This is a genomic window from Methylobacterium sp. Leaf89 (assembly GCF_001422215.1).
GTDB lineage: Bacteria > Pseudomonadota > Alphaproteobacteria > Rhizobiales > Beijerinckiaceae > Methylobacterium.
The window spans coordinates 458,211-474,476 of sequence record NZ_LMML01000029.1; the positions used below are offsets into that span (position 1 = coordinate 458,211).

Below are 16,266 nucleotides of genomic sequence, written 5' to 3' on the forward strand. Positions count from 1 at the left end.
AAATTCGAGAAGACTGCGGGAGCGTTCGTCCATGACCAGCGCCAAATGCCTGATCAAGTCCGCCTGGATTGCCGCGGAAGTCGGCCGGGAGCGCTGTGAGCGGGTCCTGGTGGTCGAGACCTACATTGCGGTCAGCCCGCTGGAGCCGAACTACGATCCGGCCCGCTACGAGGCGATCGTTTCCGAGGTCCAGCGCGTTCTCGCGGCGAATCCCTCGCTCGACCGCGCTTCGATCCTCAGCATGCACCGCGACACGGCCTGCCTCTCGCTCTTCCGTGCGACGCCGGCCGTCGCGGCCTGAACGACATCGCGGAACTGGCGTCGCACTCTCGCGGACCCGCTCGCGGCCACGACCGTTGGCGCGCGTCGCCGCGAGGCGCTAGAGAAACCGGCCGGTGCGGGTAGATCCCGCGACCGCGAGGCCAGCCATGCTCGAATCGTTTCGCGCCATCGTCGATGGTGAGGACTTGCCGCCGCCCGGAGCCCGCGCGCCTTCGGAAGAGGAGTTGACCCGGGCGCTTCAGGTCCTCCTGAAGAGCCAATGCGTCTACGCCGGAACACCGGGCATCGGGCGCTCCTATGAGCTCGCACGGCACTACGCGCCCTTCTTCCAAGCCTACTTCGCGTGCCTCGGCTACCAGTTCGACGTGATGCATCGCGATCAGATGGTGTGCCTGCGGGTTCCGCCCGAGGGCGTCCGTCACGATGCCCAGGCCGAGCGCCTGCGCAAGGACGAGACTCTGGTCTTGCTCGCCCTTCGTCTCGCCTACGAGGAAGGCCTGCGTGCCCACCGGGTGACCACCGAGGGTGTCGTGGAATGCACGACCGACGACATCGTCGAATCGATCCGCACCGCTACGCGTAGCGATCCGCCGGAAGAGGCTCGACTCACCGAGATCCTCCGTCTGTTCGCGCGCAAGGGGGCCCTGCGCCTGGGCGAACGCGACAAGGTCGAGAAGATCACACCCTTGATGGTGATGCCCGGGATCGCGGTGTTGTCGCCGGACGCCTGGATGGATCAGGTCCGAGCCTGGGGGGCTGCGCGCGGCGACGAGGAGGCGTGAGGTCTCAGGCGTCGATCCGCACGCGCTTGCCGAGGAAATCGAGGAGGCTGCGCATCCGCGGTGAGAGTCGATCGCCCACCGCGTCGAGGGCGTTCTTGTCCTCGCAATCCCCTGGCTTGCAGCCTTCGAGCATCGGTTCCGGTCGCCCGGCGGCGCGACCATCGCGGGATGCGGCCGGAACAGGCGCGATCGAGCGGTACCGACGATCCGCTCGGAGGACCCAACGGCGCCGGCCGATGTCCTGGACGCCGGGTTCTTCCGGGTCCACCGCCCCCTCTCGCTGAGTCAGCGCAACATCGCCTTGGAGGAGATTGCCGCATTAATCGCCTCCCTCGCCAGTCCCAACTCCGCAGCCACCCACGACGCGACGCGGCGCGGGGAGCGTGGGATCGTCCCGACTCTCGCCCAGCGGTGCCGCGTCCCCAGGCCGGCGGCCCCGCCGGCTTGCATCCCGGGCGCTCAGCGTTCATGCGAGGGGTGTCTTCTCGAACTCGGGATCGTCAGCGCCGGCCGTGTACCGCCTTACCGATATCGTCCTCTCGAACTGGTACCTGATCCGCCGCGAGCAGATTCGGATCCGGGGCGCGGCTGCGCTGGTGGGACCTACGGGGGCCGGCAAGTCGACCATCTTCGATGCGGTCGGCACGGTGCTGGCGGGCAACAATGCCAGCCGCCTCGCCCTCAACGCTTCGGCCTCGGGACGCAGCGCCCGGACCGTGCGAGATTACTGCCTCGGCTGGATCAGCGATCCGGCCGAGGGCGGACGCCCTACCCGTGAAGCCTGCGAGACACTGATCGTCCTGGTCTTCGAGAACGAGACCACGGGGCGCGTCGTCTCCGCCGGGCTCGCCCTGGCGGCCCGGGCAGAAGACAGCCGCGAGACGACCCTGTCCCGCTTCGTCCATGTCGGCCACCGCTTCGAGGTCGCCGACTACGTCCGTGAGGCGCCGGGCGGAAGCTTCGTCGCGCCCTGGGCCGAGATCGCCAAGGACCTGCGCACCCGCGGGAGCACCTTCGACGAGTACCGAGCGTCCGGCGAGCGCTTCACCGCCGAACTCCTCCGAAACCTTCGCGAGGGCGCGGCGGTGCCGGAGCCGCGCCACTTCCTGCGCACCTTCTCCAACGCCGTGGCGTTCAAGCCGATCTTCGATTCCTCGGCCTTCGTCCGGTCCTTCGTGCTCGAACCCGAGCCCCTGGACGTCGCCCGCATCCGGCAATCGGTGGAGACCTGGCGGCGCCTCCTCGAGACCATCGAGGAGTTGGAACGGCGCCTCGCCCACCTCGCCCGGATCGTCGGGCGCTACGAGACCTGGGCCGAGGCGAGCCTCGCCTCGGTTCTCGGAGACCTGCGCGCCGCTGATGCGGACCTGCGTCGGCGCATCATCGACACCGTGACCGCCCGCCAGACCCTCAAGGACGTCGCCGAGCGCCTGCGCATCGCGCGCGAGAGCGTCGCCACCAGCCAGGGCTTCGTGCGCGAAATCGACGGCGAGATCGCGGGTAAGAAGGCGCTGCTCGCCGGCACCGCCGCCGAGGGGCGCCTCGCCGCCTCGAACGCCGGCCTCGCCATGCTGGCCCGCGACCGACGGGACCTGGCCGCCCGGGTCGCCGAACTGGTCGGAATCGTCCTCGACACCGGCAAGCTCGCGGTGATCCTCGGCACGATTCGCACGGTCTCGCCCGAAGCCGCCCGCCTGGTGGAGGCCTGCGCCCGATCGGGTCTTCGACGCGAGGCCAATCCCGAGGAAACGCTGCGGTCCGACGGATCGCTCGCCGCGTTGCTCGCCGGACTGGCTGGAATGCCCCCGATCGCCGCACCCCTCGAGCGGGCGGCGGAGGACGCGGCGCTGCGCGCCCGCGCCCTGGAGAACGAGGCGCAGTCCCGCGCGCCGGCACCGAGCGCGGGGCGCGGGGCGGCGCCGCGTCTGTCCTCGGACGTGGCGGCGTTCCGCGAAGAGCTGTCCCGCCTCGGCATCGTGGCGACACCGATCTGCGAGCTGGCCGAGATCATCGATTCAAAATGGGGGCAGGCCCTCGAGGGCCTCCTCGGCGGCGCCCGCGAGGCGCTGGTCGTGCAACCAGACCGCCTCAACGATGCGTTCGCGCATCTCGAAGCACGCAAGAGCCAGTTCTACCGCTGTCTCCTCGTAAAGACGACCGATACGGCCCGGCGGCGCGGCGGGCGCGACGACGAGGGTCCGCTCGCCCTGATCGAGACGGCCGATCCCCACGCGCAGGCCTTCCTCGGCGCGCGCCTCGGCGGCTACGATCTCGCCCCGAACGACGCGGCCCTCACGCATATGAGCCGGGCCGTGGCCCCGAGCGGGCGCTCGACCTCGGGCATGGCTTATTCGGTGGTGCGCCCGGTCCAGCTCATGATGACCCGGGGCCACCGGGGTCCGACCGCAGAGAGCCGCCAGGATTGGGAGCAAGCGGTCGCCGAGGCGCGCCGAGCTCGGGCAGAGGCCGATGTCCTGCGGGAAGCGGCCCGGATCGGGACCGCCCTCGCGCGCCGCCTGTCCGAAACGAACCTGGATCTCGCTGAATTGCGCGCCGAGGCGGACGCGATCGAGGGCCGACGCCGCAGCCTGACCACGGAGCGGGAGAGCGTCGAGCGGGCCGAGACCGGCGTCCTGGAGGCCGAGCTCGCGGAGCTCGCCAAGGAGCGTTCGGCCTATCTCACCGAGCTTGTCCAGGTGCTGGAGCCGAAGCGAGACCTGCTGCTGGGCGAGGAGGCCGGCCTGAAGGCCAAGGTTGCGGCGAGCCGCGAGGCCGCCCGTGCTGCGCTCCAGGCGCGCCGGACCGCGTATCAGCGCTGGGCCGGCGGCGACAGCATGCGCATCCGGCTCGTGCGTCCGGACGCCTTCGACCCGAAGGCGCTCGCGACGCTGCGTGCCGAGCGTGCGGATCTCGACGCCAAGGCGCTGGCGAGCCATGCCAATACCGGGCGTGCGCGAGCCCGTGAAGCGGCGGAGACGGCGCGAACGCAGGGCAGGGCGGCCGAGCGCGACCTCGCCGAGTACTGCGTGCAGTGGCGGGTGGAAAATCCGCTGGGGGCGGGCGACGTGCCGGCCTCCTTCGGCTACGGCTGGGCGAAGCGGGCCCATGACGAGGTGGCGAGCCACGAACTGCGGCGCTACCGGGACCAGGCGCGGCGGGCGGAGAGCGAGATGCGCCGCCTGATGATCGAAGACCTGTTGACCCGGCTCGCGGACAAGTTCGAGCGCGTACGCGCCCGGCTCGAGGCCCTCAACGAGCGCCTGTCGAGCCAGACCTTCACGGGGCAGACCTATGCCTTCGAGGCCGAGGTGGATCGGCGCTACGCCGCCGTCCATGCCCTGGCGACAGAGGTCGCCCGCTCGCCGGATGCGGCCCAGGCGATCCTGCCGGACGAGGGCGGCGCGATTCCCGATGGCCCGCTCGCGGCGGCGATCGACGAGATCACCGCCCTGATCGCCGGTGAAGAGAGCGCCGCGCGTCTCGCGGACTACCGGAACTACTTCGTCTACGAGATCGGCATGCGCGATCGGGCGGGAAACCGCACCACGATGTCGAACCGCGCGCTGCGAGGGTCGGGCGGCGAAGCGCAGGCGCCCTTCTACGTCGCCATCGCGGCGTCGCTCGCCTCGGCGTATTATCCGGGCGACCGACCCGGCGACGAGAACCCCGGCCTCGGCCTCTGCCTTCTCGACGAGGCGTTCTCGAAGCTCGACGTGCGCAACAGTCAGGCCCTGGTCGATCTCTATCAGGCGTGGGGGCTGCAACTGCTGATCGCGGCCCCGGAAGACAAGCGGACGACCTTGACCGAGGTGATGGACACCATCGTTACCGTCTACAAGAGCCCGGATCTCTCCTCCGTGCGAATCGAGGCCGAACACCCCCTGGAAGCTGCCAAGCGCGCCCTGGCGGCGATCAATCCCGAGCGCCAGGGCATCGAAGGCTTCCGGATCACCGACGCCGCCGAGTAGGGCGCTAGGCCGCCCTACCAGACCGGCTCGGGACCGTACCAGGTGAAGTGCTTCTTGACCGGTTCGATCACATCCCAGGTGCCGGAGAAGCCCGCCGGCGTGACGAAGGCATCGCCGGCCCGGTAGGTCTTCGCGACGCCCTCCGCGTCCGTCACCGTCACCACGCCCGCGATCAGTTGGATGAACTCCGCCCGGCCGAAGTCGATGCGGAACTTGCCGGGCTGGCAGGTCCAGATGCCGGCGGCGAACAGGCCGTCGGGGCTTCTGTAGACGTAGGTCGCCGTCTGCTCCGGCTTGCCCAACAGGATGTGTGAGCGCTCAGGCCAATACGCGGATTCCCGCGGCTGAAGCGCCGGGAAGTCGTAGGTCCGCTCGACCGGTCCCTCCAGCACCGGGGGAGGTGCGGCGGGCCGCCGCCACGACGGCAGCGTGCCGACGAGGGCCATCACAGGACCCGCGAAAGTGTGAAGCAGGCGTGCAATTTCCATTCGAGATCCTCTGACCCTCTCCGACCGAAAGTCATGGGTCCGCATGCGAACCGCAATGCAATCATCGACTTTCGGCGCTTGATTTGAACAGAAGACTGAATGGATCCTTAAGTGCAGAATGCATAAACCAACATGTCGTTTTTCATCGATACTAGTGGATGATTTGTCGGTGAGCGCCATGGCGCGGAGCCATGGCGGCCGCTGGGTTTCCGGCCCGCGGAACACCCACGGTTTTGCATCTATCTTAAGTTGCATATCCGATGGCTGATCCATCACGTCAGCGCGACACATCTTCGTGTAATGGATTTTGGACAAATCTCTACGTCTAACAAATGATTGTTTCGTATCGCACACACAGTTGACGCATGGAATCTTGCGGATCGAAATCGGCAACTGCACTTGCATCGATAATGGATAAGGGGCTTACTTGTGTTCCGGGTCTGATGGGATCTGGCTCCGTCTCGAAAACAGGGTCGAGTGATGGAAGAAGCCGGAACATCACGGGGGCCGGTCGCCGAAAGCGACACGATTCTCCCCCTCGACTTGTACGAAATCCTCCGGAAGGCCGTTTCTCGCGTTGCCGGCCCGCTGACGACGGCGGCGGCGACCGAGGCGCTTCGGAGGCGCCAACGCGTCGATCCGCCCGTCATCGAGCCACGGCGCCAGGATGGCGACCGCTCAAAGCCCTTTCGGTGTTTCCCCAGGCACAGTGTGACCTTCGTTCTGCCAACGACCTGCCATCGCGAGGATCCGATCACGCGGGGCTTCGGCGACGCGGCTTGGCTCGCGAAGCCCACGATCCCCTGGGACGTCGTGAGGGCCCACGACGAATTTGCGATCGGGAGTGTGTGACATGGGACAGGCCCTCAGCAGTCAAACGTCCGGCGATCGCGTCCTCGTCCCCATGATGGAGTCGCCCGCGTCTGCGCTGATACAGAAGCTCGAAGCGTTCCAGGACTTGTCGACGGAGGATCGGAATGCACTGTCACGTCTGGCGACGACCGCGCGGGACTACCCCGCTCATACCGACATCCTGCGCGAGGGAGAGCCCGCCGACGGCGTTCTGATCGTGGTGAAGGGGTTCGCCTGTCGCAACCAGTTCCGTCAGAACGGTGCACGGCAGATCACCGCCTTCCTGGTCCCCGGTGACCATTGCAACCTGGAAGCCGGCCTCATCAATCGGATGGATCACGCCGTGAGCACGCTCTCACCCTGCCGTGTGGCGCGCGTGAACGCGGATGCCCTGCAGGCGATCCTGCGGCAACACCCGGCCATCCGGCAGGCCCTCCGGATGAGCATCCTCGTCAACGAGGCCACGCTCCGCGAGTGGATTGTCAACATCGGATGCCGGACGGCCGTCGAGCGCATCGCGCATCTGTTCTGCGAACTGCACCTGCGCCTTAACGCGGTGGGACTGACTCGGGGGATGACCTACGAACTACCGTTCACGCAGAGCGACATCGCTGTCACCGTCGGGTTGTCGAACGTGCACGTCAACCGTTCCCTGCAGGCCCTTCGCCGCCAGCGGCTCATCGCCTTGTCCGGCAAGCGGCTGACCATCCTAGACTGGGCCACCCTCAGCGAATTGGCCGAATTCAACCCGAGCTACCTGCAACTCGGTCGCCGGAGTCTGGATGGATGACTCGAACCGAGGCGTCGGTCTGCCTCGGTTCGAGGCTCGGGTGCCGAGCCGCCGGTTCTTAGAGCACCGGGTGATAGGCCCGGCTCAGGCTTTGACGGACGATTGGGGATCGATCGTACCGGTTTCGCTTTCCGGACGATCGTCGGAGGCCTCGTCGAACGCCTGCATCCAGGCGGCTCGGTCCTCGCTTCCCTCGGCATAGGGGCAACTTTCGCGCTGCCTGCCGTAGAGGCGGGCATTGCGGCCCTTGATGAAGGGGCTGTCGCTGGCGGTCGCACCGTCGCTCATTTTACGTATCCCGATGGTTCGGCCGCACGCCGGGGGGAGGACGTCCCATGGCGTTCGTCGGTCGCACGGCCCTGTTGCGCGTCAACCCGGAGCCGGCCGCTCCGGTTCATCCGCGTCCGATCACGAGCGCGCTCTCACCCATGGCGCCGATGATTCGCGGCATGCGCCACCGCGCGTCGGAGGTTCCGGAATAGATCCTCGACCGCGTAGGCGTTGCGAAACAGTTCGAAGCCGTGTCCATCGCGGGTTCTGCCGCGTCACGCCTCCCTATCCCACGCCCGTCGGCGCGTCGCTCACGCGCTGTCGAGCATGACGGCGAAGGCGTCGGAACCATTGCGCGGACCATGGATTGCGATAGGCGCTGACGTTAGACCTGTGCCTGCAGTGTGTCGGCCCTGGCCGATGGATGACCCTGCACCGCCTTTTCGTTGTTCACTGGCCAGCGGCATCGCTGTCCGTTCCGGGAAACGATCGTTCGTGCCGAGTTTTGGACCGATGCAGACGTTCGATACGACCACGACCACCCTGACGACCCTGCGGCGCGGTTCGCAGCTGTACGAAACGGAGCGGCGACTCAACGCGGTCCTGAACAATGCCTCGGTGGCCATCTTCCTGATGGATGACCGCCAGCACTGCGTCTACATGAACCGTGCCGCCGAACTGCTCACCGGTTTCAGCCTGACCGAGGTGCTCGCGCGGGATTGTCCGCTGCACGACATCGTCCATCACACCTACCCGGATGGCCGCCCGTTCCCGCTCGCGGAATGCGCCATCGACCGCGCCTTTCCGGAGAACAACCAGGAGCGCGGCGAGGAGGTGTTCGTTCATAAGGACGGACATTTCTACCCGGTCGGATTCACCGCCAGTCCCATCCGCGACGACGAAACCCGCATCATCGGCACGATCATCGAGGTGCGTGACATCACCGAGGAGAAGGCGGCCGCCGAGCGTCAGCGCCTGCTCACCAACGAGCTCAACCACCGGGTCAAGAATACGCTGGCGACCGTTCAGTCGATCGCCGCGCAGACTTTCAGGGGCAACACCGACGCCGCCGTGCGCCAGACCTTCGATGCGCGGATGGTCGCTCTGTCGAACACGCACAACGTGCTCACGGCCGAGAACTGGGAGAGCGCGAGCCTGCGCAGCGTCGTCGAGGGCGCCCTCGCACCGCACGCTCTGGCCGAGGTCGATACGGCGCGCTTCGACCTCGTCGGCCCGGACACCCGCCTGCATCCGAAGGTCGCCGTAACCCTCGCGATGGCGCTGCACGAGCTCATGACGAACGCGGCCAAGTACGGCGCGCTGTCCGTCCCGGAAGGCCGGGTCGGCGTATCCTGGACCCTGGAGCCGGGGGAGTCGGGCGAGCGCCTCGAACTCGTCTGGACCGAGACGGGCGGGCCGCCGGTCGCGGAGCCCACGCGGAAGGGATTTGGCAGCCGGCTCATCGAGCGCCAACTGCCGATGGAATTCGATGGCAGCGCGGACCTGACCTTCGCACCGACAGGCGTGACCTGCCGTCTCCGGATCCCGCTGACCGCCCTCGGGTGGCATGGGCAGGAACGGGTGACCGGACGGACCGCCCGATGAGCGGCCTTCAGGGACGGCGCGTTCTACTGGTGGAAGACGAGAGCCTTGTTGCCATGCTCGGCGAGGACATGCTCCTCGATCTGGGTTGTGAGGTCGAGGTCGCCATGCGCCTCGACAAGGCGATAGACTTGGCCCGCAGGGCGGACCTCGACATGGCGATCCTCGACGTGAATCTCGGGGAAACCTGCAGCTATCCCGTGGCCGACGCCCTGTTCGAACGCGGCATCCCCTTCATCTTCGCGACGGGCTACGGTCTCTCCGGCATTGAGCCCGCCTACCAGGCCATCCCGGTGATGCAGAAGCCCTATCAGGTGGCTCAGATGGAGCGGCTGCTCCGGCACCTGCTCACCTGCGAAACCCCGTCCTCCGTAAGGACCGTGCAGCCGCTGCCGTGCGGGTGCTCGTTCTGGGCGAAGATCGTCGGCCCGCTCCAGATCCGGGCTGACTGAGCACCGTCGCTGCGGCCTTCGGTCTCCAGGCCGAGGCGCTTGCCGCCGGACCTTTCCGAACGATGTCGCGTTCGCTCCTCGCGGTGACGGGACAACGAACACGACGCGCATGCAGATTCATCTGGACGCCCTTGGCGGCGTCGCCGGCGACATGTTCGCCGCCGCCCTTCTCGATCTCTTTCCCGACCGGGAAGCTGGCGTGCTGGGGAGCATCCGAGCCGCCTTGCCGGGGGTCTCGTGCGAACTCGTCGGTCACAACGACGGTATCCTCGCCGGGCGCCGCTTCGTCGTCGCGCGCAGTGCGGAGCATCGGGACGGCGTCGCTCCCGGTCACACGCATCGCCATCACGCGCACGAGCATTTCCACCGACACGATCCCGCCGGCGGAGCCGGTCACGGGCATCGCCACTGGTCGCAGATTCGCGCGGACCTGCAGGCCTGTCCGCTCGAGTCCACCGTCAGCGCCCACGCGATCGGTATCTTCACCCGTCTGGCCGAGGCCGAGGCGCGGGTCCATGGCATCGCCGTCGAGGCGGTGGCGTTCCACGAGGTCGGCGCCTGGGATTCGATCGCCGATATCGTGGCGGCCGCCCACCTGATCGCGGCCCTGGATGCGGAGGCCTGGAGCGTGTCGGCCCTGCCCCTCGGCTCGGGCCGGGTCCAGACCCAGCACGGGCCGCTGCCCGTGCCGGCCCCGGCCACGAGTCTCCTTGTCGAGGGCTTCGAGACCCTGGACGACGGTGTGCCGGGCGAGCGCGTCACCCCGACGGGGGCCGCGATCCTGCGCTACCTGCGGAACATCGCACCGCCGCTTCCTGCGGCGCCGCGGATCCTGAAGGGGTCGGGCGTCGGCTTCGGCACGAAGGTCCTCCCGGGCCTGAGCAACTGCCTGCGCGCGGTGGCGTACGAGGCGGCGACGTCGAACGGGAGCGGCGAGCACCGCGACCTCGGCGTGATCGAGTTCGAGGTGGACGATCAATCGGCGGAGGACCTCGGCATGGGCCTCGATCGCCTGCGCAGGCACCCCGACATCTTCGACGTCGTCCAGATGCCGGTCTTCGGCAAGAAGGGACGGATGATGACCCATGTGCGGGCGCTCGCCCGAGCCAGCGCGCTGGACGAGGCGATCGCGGCCTGCTTCCGCGAAACCACCACGATCGGCCTGCGACATCGCATCGTCTACGGCGCAGCCCTGCCGCGGCGGATGCACACGGTCACGGTGGAGGGTCAGACCGTGCGGGTGAAGGTGGTCGACCGGCCGAGTGGACGCACCGCCAAGGCGGAGGCCGACGACGCGGTCGCGCAGGAGACCCACGCCACCCGTGCCGGCCTGCGCCGCGCCGCCGAGGCCCTGGCGCTCCGGGCGGATGACGAGGCGGGAGGCGCGGCATGAGCCCCGAGGTCTTGCAACGTCTGAACGACCTCCTGCTCGCGATCGGACCCCTCGCGGTCGCGGTCAGCGGCGGTGTCGACAGCCTGACCCTCGCCGAGACCGCTCACCGCCTGCTCGGGGCCGACCGGGCGCTGATGGTCCATGCGGCCTCGCCGGCGGTTCCCGTCGAGGCGACGCAGCGGGTCCGGGACGAGGCGGCGCGGGCGGGCTGGTCCCTGCGCGTGGTCGAGGCCGGCGAGTTCGCCGACCCGAACTACCGGGCCAATCCGGTCAATCGCTGCTTCTTCTGCAAGACCAACCTCTACGGCACGATTCGTCAGGTCACCGACCGGATTATGGTGTCGGGCGCCAACCTCGACGATCTCGGCGAGTACCGCCCGGGCCTCGACGCGGCGCGCGAGCACGGCGTCCGCCATCCCTACGTCGAGGCCGGCTTGGACAAGGCCACGGTGCGATCGCTCGCCCGAGCGCTCGGTCTCGGATCGGTGGCGGAGCTTCCGGCGGCGCCTTGCCTGTCGAGCCGCGTCGAGACCGGGATCCGAATCGAGCCCGAGACCCTCGCCTTCATCCACGCCGTCGAGGGCCTGGTGAGTCGCAGCCTCGAGGCGGGGATCGGACCACGCCGTGCCGTGCGCTGCCGCGTCCGGGCCGCCGGGATCGTGGTGGAGCTCGACCCCGTCAGCCTCGCTGCCCTGGACGGCACTCGCCAGACCGCGCTGGCGGCGCAGATCCGCGCGGGTGCCCCGGCAAACCTGCCGGAGACTCCGGTGCGGTTCACGGCCTACCGCACCGGCAGTGCCTTTCTGACGGGAGCGGCACGATGAGCGTCTCCGACGAGTTCGTCCTCGATTTCGCCCGACCCGAGCGGATCGGCCTCGAGGAGGCGATCTACGCGGCCGGCAAGTCCCCGGTGCAGATCGACGCGATCCTGGACGCCGCCACGGCGCGCGGCGCGCCACTGCTGCTGACGCGCCTCGACGCCGACAAGCACGCGGCCCTTGCCGGGCATCACCGAGACCGGATCGATTACTGCGCAGTGTCGCGCACGGCGATCTTCGGGCGAGCTCGGCCGCTCACCGGGCCGGCCCGGATCGGCATCGTCGCCGCCGGGACCTCCGACGTTCCGGTCGCTCGGGAGGCCGTGCGGACCTTGGCCTATCAAGGGCATGCCACGACCCTCTTCGCCGATGTCGGGGTCGCCGGGCTCTGGCGCTTGACCACCCGGCTCGACGAGATCCGCGCTCATCCGATTCTCATCGTGGCCGCCGGCATGGACGCGGCCCTGCCGAGCGTCGTCGGCGGCCTCGTCGCCAGCGCCCTGATCGCGGTGCCGACCTCCGTCGGATACGGGGTTGCCGAGGGCGGCCGTACGGCCCTCGACGCCATCCTGGCGAGCTGCGCCCCCGGCATCACCGTCGTCAACATCGACAACGGCTACGGGGCCGCCTGCGCGGCGATGCGCCTGCTCCAGGCCGCCCGCACCCTCTCGGAAGCCAATCGCGTCGAGGGGACGGCAGCCTGACATGCCGCGCGCATCCCGCAACACCCCCCTTCACACCGGAGAGCAGACATGGAACGCCGCAGCTTTCTCCAGGGCGCCGCAGCCGGCGCCGGACTCGCCGCCACCAGCAGCGCCAGCGCGGCCGTGACCGCCCCCGGCCTGCCCAACACCCGGCCGAAGGACCCGGCCGACCTGCCTCTTCTCAGCGATCCCGGCGAGCGCCGGGGCGAGATGCTGTACCGGTCCTTTGGTCGCCACGACGAGAAGATCTCGGCGATCGGGATGGGCGGCTTCCACCTCGGCAAGAACGCGGTCTCCGACGACGAGGCGACCCGCCTCATCCATGCCGGCATCGAACGCGGCATCACGTTCATGGACAATTGCTGGGACTACAACGGCGGCCGTTCGGAACTGCGCATGGGGGTCGCCCTCTCAAAGGGCGGCTACCGCGACAAGGTCTTCCTGATGTCCAAGATGGACGGTCGCACGAAGCAGGAGGCGATGCGTCAGATCGACGAATCCCTCAAGCGCCTGCGCACCGATCGCATCGACCTCGTGCAGCACCATGAAATCCTGCGCTTCGACGATCCGGACCGGGTCTTCGCCGAGGGCGGCGCCATGGAGGCCTTCGTGGAGGCCAAGAAGGCCGGCAAGCTGCGCTACATCGGGTTCACCGGCCACAAGGACCCGCGCATCCATCTTAAGATGCTCGAAGTCGCCGAGGAGCGCGGATTCCAGTTCGATTCCGTGCAGATGCCGCTCAACGTGATGGACGCGCATTTCCGCTCGTTCGGGCATCTCGTGCTGCCCTACCTGGTCCAGCACGGAATTGCGGCCCTCGGCATGAAAACCTTCGGCGACGGCGTCATCCTAAAGAGCGACGCGCCGATCAAGCCGCTGGAATACCTGCACTTCTCCCTGAACCTGCCGACCACCGTGGTGATCACCGGCATCGAGAGCCAGCGCGACCTCGACCAGGCCTTCGAGGCGGTGAAGACCTTCAAGCCCATGGACAAGGCGACCGTCGCCGAGCTTCTTGAGCGCAGCAAGCCCTACGCGCTCCAGGGCAAGTACGAGCTGTTCAAGACTTCCGCCACCTTCGACGGCACGGCCAAGAACGCGGCCTGGCTCGGCGAGGACGTGGAAAGCGTCAAGAAGCTCGCGCCCACGATGGAATGAGACCAGACGGCACCCGGGCGTTGTGGGACCGTCCCGGTGCGAGACTTCCAACCAGGTTGCCTGCAGCACCACGTCATCCCGGGTCCGCGCTGCGGAGCCCGGGATCCAGACATGCAGGAGGCGCAGACCTTCCACGCGTCGGCGGTTCTGGATTGCACGCCTCCGGTCGCGCCCCTTCGGGTCCGGGCGCGCCTGCGGCGCCCCGGAATGAAGAAGCTGTCAGGCTTGCGATCGCCTGCCTTTCACGGATGGCCGTGCCGTCACGCCCCACGGGGATCCGCGATGGCTTGATGAAAGCCGAAGTACAGAACGATGCGTCGAGGCCGCTCACGCGCAGGCCGAGCGGCCTCGCTTCAATCAGCCTTCCTTGAAGCCGTAATCCGGGACCCCTTCCTCGTTGCCGTAGTACTTGTACGGTAGGAACTTGCCCGAGAGATTCATCTTGACCCGGTCGCCCTTGTTGTTGGGCTCACGTTCCATGGTCATGTTGAAATCGATGGCCGACATGATGCCGTCGCCGAACTCTTCCTGGATCAGTTCCTTCCAGGTGGTGCCGTAGACCATCACCAGCTCGTAGAAGCGGTAGATCAGCGGGTCCGTGGGCGGCATCTGCGCGATCGAGCCGCGGAACGGCGCCTCGTTCAGCATGCGCTCCTCTGACTGGCTGAGGCCGAACAAGGCAGCGGCCTTGGCGGCCTGGGCCTTGGGCAGCTTCATCTGGCCCATGCAGGCGGCGGTGATGAGGATCGGCGAGATGCCGCCGATCTCATCCTGGATGTACTTCCAGGTCCAGCCCTTCTCGCGCTTGATGTCGAGCAGCTTCTCGGTGAGGTCTTCGCGCTTCATGGCTTGGGTCTCCGTGGCGAGTGGGTGAGGGAAGGTCAGGCGCGCCGGGCGGGGGGCGCGTCCGCCGACAGGGCGGTGGCATCGGCCTCGCTGAGGCTCGGGCGGATCACGGGCGGGTGGCGCTGGTCGTAACCGGCCGGCATCGCGTCCCGTAGCGTCTTCGAGCGGCTGACGAGGAAGTCCATCAGGTGATTGCGCAGCGCGTAGTAGCCGGGCGCATGATGCAACTGCGTGCGGTCGCGGACCTTCGGCAGCGGATTCTCGACGATCTCCGCCACCTTGGCCTGGGGGCCGTTGGTCATCAGCACGATGCGGTCGGCCAAGTAGATCGACTCGTCGACGTCGTGGGTGATCATGAACACGGTCTGTCCGGTCTCGACGCAGATCCGCCGGACCTCGTCCTGCAACGTGCCCCGGGTGAGCGCGTCGAGGGCCGAGAAGGGCTCGTCCATGAGCAGGATCTTGGGCTCGATGGCCAAAGCGCGCGCGATGCCGACCCGCTGCTTCATCCCCCCCGACAGTTCCGACGGCCGCTTGTGCTCGGACCCGGCGAGCCCCACCGTCGAGATGGCCTTGCGGGCCCTGGCCTCGACCTCGGCCCGGGGCGCCTGGCGCCAGCGCGACGCGACCGCGTAGGCGACATTGCCCAGCACCGTACGCCAGGGCAGGAGCGCGTGGCCCTGGAAGATCACCGCCCGATCGAGGCTGGTCCCCTCGATGGCCTGCCCGTCGGCAATGACGACGCCCTCGCTCGGCGCCTCCAGCCCGGCCAGAATGTTCAGGACCGTGGTCTTGCCGCAGCCGGAATGGCCGATCATGCAGACGAACTCGCCCCGGCGCATGGGCAGCCACAGGTTCTCGAACACGGTGGTGTTCTTGCCGCCCGGCGCCGGATAGCGCCGGGCGATGCCCTCGATCGAGATGAATTTTTCCGAGGACGGCATGGTCTGGGACGACATGCGGGCGTCTCCGGTCTTGTCCGAGGATTTGGAGCGGAACGGGAGGAGGGCGGTCATGGCGCTCACTCCGGGAAGGTGACGAGGCTTTGTGCCTGCGCCAGCAACTGGTCGAGGATCATGCCAACGAGGCCGATCACCAGGATCGAGGTGATCACGTTGGTGATCGAGAGGTTGTTCCACTCGTTCCAGACGAAGTAACCGATGCCGGTGCCGCCCACGAGCATCTCGGCCGCCACGATGACGAGCCAAGCAATGCCGATGGAGATGCGCATGCCGGTGAGGATGGTGGGGGCGGCTGCCGGGAGGATCACCGTGACCGCCCGGCGGAAGGGTCCGACCTCAAGGGTGCGGGCGACGTTCAGCCATTCCCGGCGGGTCCCGGCGACGCCGAAGGCGGTGTTGATCAGCATGGGCCAGAGCGAGCAGATGAAGATCACGAAGATCGCCGAGAGCCCGGAATCCTTGATCGTGTAGAGGGCGAGCGGCATCCAGGCCAAAGGCGAAACCGGCTTCAGGAGCTGGATGAAGGGATCGAGGGCCCGGCCCATCAGGGGCGACATGCCGATGAGGAAGCCGATCGGGATCGCCACGATCACGGCGAGCCCGTAGCCCAGCGCCACACGGCCGATCGAGTAGGCGAGCTGGATGCCCAGCCCCTTGTCATTCGGCCCCCGGTCGTAGAACGGGTCCTTGAGGTGCTTCCACATCGTCGCCCCGACATCGAGGGGCCCCGGCATCGCCGACTTGCCGGTGGTGGCGCTGGTGCCCATCAGGGCGGCGTATTCCGGGTCCATCGCCTCGGTCTTGCCCGTGCCGCTGACCGCGATCTGCCATGTGAGCAGGAACGCCAGCAGCAGGCCCAGCGAGACGAGGCCGGCGCGGAGGGACAGGCTGATGGCCAT

17 protein-coding genes are annotated in these 16,266 nt (G+C 68.0%); 11 read left to right on the forward strand and 6 right to left on the reverse strand.

Annotated features, from left to right (window positions below; all coding sequences use genetic code 11):
- Positions 1 to 31: 31 nt before the first annotated feature.
- A complete protein-coding gene (locus ASF18_RS17560; protein ID WP_056219253.1) occupies positions 32 to 301 on the forward strand; it encodes a hypothetical protein in 270 nt (89 codons plus the stop codon).
- Between the two features lie 127 nt (positions 302 to 428).
- Positions 429 to 1,064 (forward strand): DUF4194 domain-containing protein, encoded by a 636-nt coding sequence (locus ASF18_RS17565; RefSeq protein WP_056219257.1) that lies wholly within the window; start codon positions 429 to 431, stop codon positions 1,062 to 1,064.
- A gap of 4 nt (positions 1,065 to 1,068) precedes the next feature.
- Here ASF18_RS17565 and ASF18_RS25095 read toward each other — a convergent pair whose 3' ends face one another.
- Positions 1,069 to 1,197, reverse strand: coding sequence for a hypothetical protein (locus tag ASF18_RS25095; protein WP_280138946.1), 129 nt, complete (start codon positions 1,195 to 1,197; stop codon positions 1,069 to 1,071).
- 379 nt (positions 1,198 to 1,576) lie between these two features.
- Between ASF18_RS25095 and ASF18_RS17570 the strand changes: the two genes are divergently transcribed.
- Complete coding sequence (locus ASF18_RS17570) at positions 1,577 to 5,032, forward strand: SbcC/MukB-like Walker B domain-containing protein (RefSeq protein ID WP_056353482.1); 3,456 nt, start codon at positions 1,577 to 1,579, stop codon at positions 5,030 to 5,032.
- 14 nt (positions 5,033 to 5,046) lie between these two features.
- Here ASF18_RS17570 and ASF18_RS17575 read toward each other — a convergent pair whose 3' ends face one another.
- Complete coding sequence (locus tag ASF18_RS17575; RefSeq protein ID WP_056353484.1) at positions 5,047 to 5,520, reverse strand: cupin domain-containing protein; 474 nt, start codon at positions 5,518 to 5,520, stop codon at positions 5,047 to 5,049.
- A gap of 480 nt (positions 5,521 to 6,000) precedes the next feature.
- On the opposite strand from ASF18_RS17575, the gene ASF18_RS17580 reads away from it, so the two are divergent.
- Both ASF18_RS17580 and ASF18_RS17585 read left to right on the forward strand, forming a co-directional pair.
- On the forward strand, positions 6,001 to 6,372 hold the full coding sequence (locus tag ASF18_RS17580; protein ID WP_056353488.1) for a hypothetical protein: 372 nt from the start codon (positions 6,001 to 6,003) through the stop codon (positions 6,370 to 6,372).
- Between the two features lies 1 nt (position 6,373).
- A complete protein-coding gene (locus ASF18_RS17585; RefSeq protein WP_244472743.1) occupies positions 6,374 to 7,162 on the forward strand; it encodes a Crp/Fnr family transcriptional regulator in 789 nt (262 codons plus the stop codon).
- An 84-nt stretch (positions 7,163 to 7,246) separates the two neighbouring features.
- On the opposite strand, the gene ASF18_RS17590 is transcribed toward ASF18_RS17585, so the two are convergent.
- The gene (locus tag ASF18_RS17590) at positions 7,247 to 7,450 is read right to left on the reverse strand and encodes a ribosome modulation factor (RefSeq protein WP_056219272.1); all 204 of its coding nucleotides are present in this window, start codon (positions 7,448 to 7,450) and stop codon (positions 7,247 to 7,249) included.
- Positions 7,451 to 7,945: 495 nt separating this feature from the next.
- Between ASF18_RS17590 and ASF18_RS17595 the strand changes: the two genes are divergently transcribed.
- From ASF18_RS17595 to ASF18_RS17620, 6 genes are all read left to right on the forward strand, one after another.
- The gene (locus tag ASF18_RS17595) at positions 7,946 to 9,037 is read left to right on the forward strand and encodes an HWE histidine kinase domain-containing protein (RefSeq protein ID WP_056353490.1); all 1,092 of its coding nucleotides are present in this window, start codon (positions 7,946 to 7,948) and stop codon (positions 9,035 to 9,037) included.
- Complete coding sequence (locus tag ASF18_RS17600) at positions 9,034 to 9,486, forward strand: response regulator (RefSeq protein ID WP_056353494.1); 453 nt, start codon at positions 9,034 to 9,036, stop codon at positions 9,484 to 9,486. Before ASF18_RS17595 ends, ASF18_RS17600 begins: the two co-directional genes overlap by 4 nt.
- Positions 9,487 to 9,595: 109 nt before the next feature.
- Positions 9,596 to 10,879: a LarC family nickel insertion protein gene (locus ASF18_RS17605; protein ID WP_056353497.1), complete on the forward strand. Its 1,284-nt coding sequence runs from the start codon at positions 9,596 to 9,598 to the stop codon at positions 10,877 to 10,879.
- The gene (locus ASF18_RS17610) at positions 10,876 to 11,703 is read left to right on the forward strand and encodes a hypothetical protein (protein WP_056353500.1); all 828 of its coding nucleotides are present in this window, start codon (positions 10,876 to 10,878) and stop codon (positions 11,701 to 11,703) included. Before ASF18_RS17605 ends, ASF18_RS17610 begins: the two co-directional genes overlap by 4 nt.
- On the forward strand, positions 11,700 to 12,401 hold the full coding sequence (gene larB / locus ASF18_RS17615) for a nickel pincer cofactor biosynthesis protein LarB (RefSeq protein WP_056353501.1): 702 nt from the start codon (positions 11,700 to 11,702) through the stop codon (positions 12,399 to 12,401). The genes ASF18_RS17610 and larB overlap by 4 nt, the downstream gene beginning before the upstream one ends.
- A gap of 48 nt (positions 12,402 to 12,449) precedes the next feature.
- Positions 12,450 to 13,559, forward strand: coding sequence for an aldo/keto reductase (locus ASF18_RS17620; protein WP_056353504.1), 1,110 nt, complete (start codon positions 12,450 to 12,452; stop codon positions 13,557 to 13,559).
- Positions 13,560 to 13,916: 357 nt separating this feature from the next.
- Here the strand turns inward: ASF18_RS17620 and cynS are convergent, their stop codons facing one another.
- Genes cynS through ntrB form a run of 3 tightly spaced genes read right to left on the reverse strand, consistent with a single transcriptional unit; the run spans position 13,917 to position 16,266 of the window.
- On the reverse strand, positions 13,917 to 14,405 hold the full coding sequence (gene cynS / locus ASF18_RS17625; RefSeq protein ID WP_056219292.1) for a cyanase: 489 nt from the start codon (positions 14,403 to 14,405) through the stop codon (positions 13,917 to 13,919).
- Between the two features lie 35 nt (positions 14,406 to 14,440).
- Positions 14,441 to 15,421 (reverse strand): ABC transporter ATP-binding protein, encoded by a 981-nt coding sequence (locus ASF18_RS17630; RefSeq protein WP_056353508.1) that lies wholly within the window; start codon positions 15,419 to 15,421, stop codon positions 14,441 to 14,443.
- Between the two features lie 5 nt (positions 15,422 to 15,426).
- Positions 15,427 to 16,266, reverse strand: coding sequence for a nitrate ABC transporter permease (gene ntrB, locus ASF18_RS17635; protein ID WP_056353512.1), 840 nt, complete (start codon positions 16,264 to 16,266; stop codon positions 15,427 to 15,429).